At 72.2% G+C, this 2,353-nt stretch carries 3 protein-coding genes; all 3 read left to right on the top strand.

The features are described from left to right. The coding region (locus tag ACWCSD_RS51700) for a sensor histidine kinase (protein ID WP_449927101.1) at positions 1-422 on the top strand (422 nt) is incomplete at its 5' end. Continuing rightward, positions 419-1,123, top strand: coding sequence for a response regulator (locus ACWCSD_RS51695; protein WP_397159794.1), 705 nt, complete (start codon positions 419-421; stop codon positions 1,121-1,123). The genes ACWCSD_RS51700 and ACWCSD_RS51695, both read left to right, overlap by 4 nt. A 767-nt stretch (positions 1,124-1,890) precedes the next feature. Continuing rightward, positions 1,891-2,353, top strand: a 463-nt coding sequence (locus ACWCSD_RS51690) for an RNA polymerase sigma factor (RefSeq protein ID WP_449927098.1), incomplete at its 3' end; no start/stop codon positions are given.

Genomic DNA, 2,353 nt, shown 5'->3' with positions numbered 1-2,353 from the left:
CGCTGCCGGGCCTCGACCAGCTGGGCGTGCTGGTGGAGAGCGCCAGGCGTGCCGGCACACCCGTCGAGCTGACAGTGAGTGGCCCGCCCAGGCACATCCCCCCCGGCATGGAGCTGCCGGTCTACCGGATCGTGCAGGAGGCGCTCAGCAACGTGATCCGGCACGCGCCAGGCGCCGCCACGGCCGTGGCGGTCACCGGAAACGGGTCCGGGCTGCGGGTCGTGGTCGAGAACGCGCCGCCCGGGGGCGCGGGGCTCGCGCTCGCCGAGCCCGCGGGCACCGGTAACGGGCTGGCCGGGATGCGAGAACGGGCCGCCATGGTGGGTGGCGTGCTGCTGACCGGGCCGACGCCACGGGGCGGGTTCCGGGTCGAGCTGACGTTGCCCCTGGTGCAGGCCGGCCACGAGAAGGAGCACCCATGACGATCCGGGTGCTCGTCGCCGACGACCACGCAATGGTCCGGGCGGGCTTCGGCGCCCTGCTGGCCGCCGAACCGGACATCGAGGTCGTCGGCGACGCGGCCGACGGTGAGCAGGCGGTGGACCGGACAAGGCTGCTGCGGCCCGACGTCGTCCTCATGGACGTCCGCATGCCCGGCATGGACGGCCTGCGGGCGGCCCGGCTGCTCCTGGCGCCGCCCGGCGGCCAGTACAGGCCGCGTGTGGTGATGCTGACCACCTTCGACCTGGACGACTACGTCTACGAGGCGCTGCGCGCAGGCGCCAGCGGGTTCCTGCTGAAGGAGGCGCCGCCCGCGGACCTGGTCTCGGCCGTGCGGGTGGTGGCGGCCGGCGACGCCCTGCTCGCCCCCTCGGTGACCCGGCGTCTCATCGAGGAGATCGCCCGGTGCCGGCCCGCGTTGCCTGGCGCCGCACCCCTGGTGCAGTCGCTGACCGAGCGGGAGTCGGAGGTGCTTGTGCACGTGGCCCGCGGCCTGTCCAACGCCGAGATCGCCGCGGCCCTGATCGTCGCCGAGCAGACGGTCAAGACGCACATCGGCCGCATCCTGGCCAAGCTCGATCTCCGCGACCGCGCCCAGGCGATCGTCTTCGCCTACGAGAGCGGCCTCGTCGTACCCCGCTCCGACCTCCCGGCGCACGGGAACTGGAGAACGCCGAGTTGAGAGGGCGGGGAGAAGTCGGCACACGCGCGCCCGCCCCACCTTGAACGTCCAGACGGAGCCCCGTCCCCTCGGGGAGGCGCACAGTCGCACGTCGCGGCCTGTGACGGTGACCTTCGCTGGACCGAGCGACGCGATCTCGCCCGCCCGCCCGCCCGCTCGCTCGCCCGCTCGCCCGCTCGCCCGCTCGCCCGTTCGCCCGTTCGCCCGTTCGCCAACGAGCCGACGGCGGCCCGCCACCGCCGCCCTCGCCGCCACTGACCTGCTGCCGTCACCACGGCCGCCACCACCACAGACCCCCGCTGCCGTCACCACCGCCGCCACCACCACAGACCCCGCTGACGTCACCACCGCCATCACCACCACAGACCCCGCTGCCGTCACCGACGTGAACATGTTGCCCATGGGCCTGTGCCTGCGCGCGCAGGGCCTTGGGCTGTGTGACATCGCCGCCCGGCTCGTCGTCACCGAGGACAAGGAGGGGCGCTCCTCCCCCGTCACCGTCCGCAACGTGGCGCAGGCGTCCGCCGGCGGTTGGCGGAGATCGCTAGCAGTCGTACCTGCCCATCCGCCACGCCCACGGCTTGTATCGGCGTTTTCGCTGGTCACCGGGTATGCGTCGGACGTTCGGCACATGCTCCGGAAGTGCCTGGCCCCCGGGCTCTTCGCCGGACCACTTTGCGCCCGTACTGCCCGCGTTCCCCCGTGAAGGATTTCGGGCCGGCGCGGTAAGTACAGGTGACCGCATACGCCAGGAAAGGTCGGTATGCATGACAATCCCTCGCGAAGCAGTCGAGGTCGACGACGCGCTCCTCATCGAGAGATCACTGAACGAACCCGAGATCTTCGCCACGTTGTTCGACCGGCACGCGCCGCTCCTGCACCGTTACGTGACCAGACGCCTCGGCCCCAGCGAGGCGGAGGACGTGGTGGCCGACACCTTTCTGGCCGCCTTCCAGCACCGCGGCGGCTACGACAGGAATCGTCCCGATGCCCGACCGTGGCTGTACGGCATCGCGTCCAACCTGATCGGCCGCCGGCGCCGTACCGAGATGAGCCTCTACCGCGCGTACGTGCGCAGCGGCGTGCATCCGGCGGAGCTGTCCGGCTCTCGGGTCGAGGACGAGGTCAACACCCTGGCCGTCAACCGCCCGCTGGCGCTGGCCCTGATGGAGCTCGCGCCGGCCGATCGCGACGTGCTGCTGCTCGTCGCCTGGGCCGAACTGAGCTACC

The organism is Nonomuraea sp. NPDC001684, from assembly GCF_053596515.1.
The sequence above is the reverse complement of the archived record's forward strand: the minus strand, read 5'-3'. Positions and strand labels throughout refer to the sequence as shown.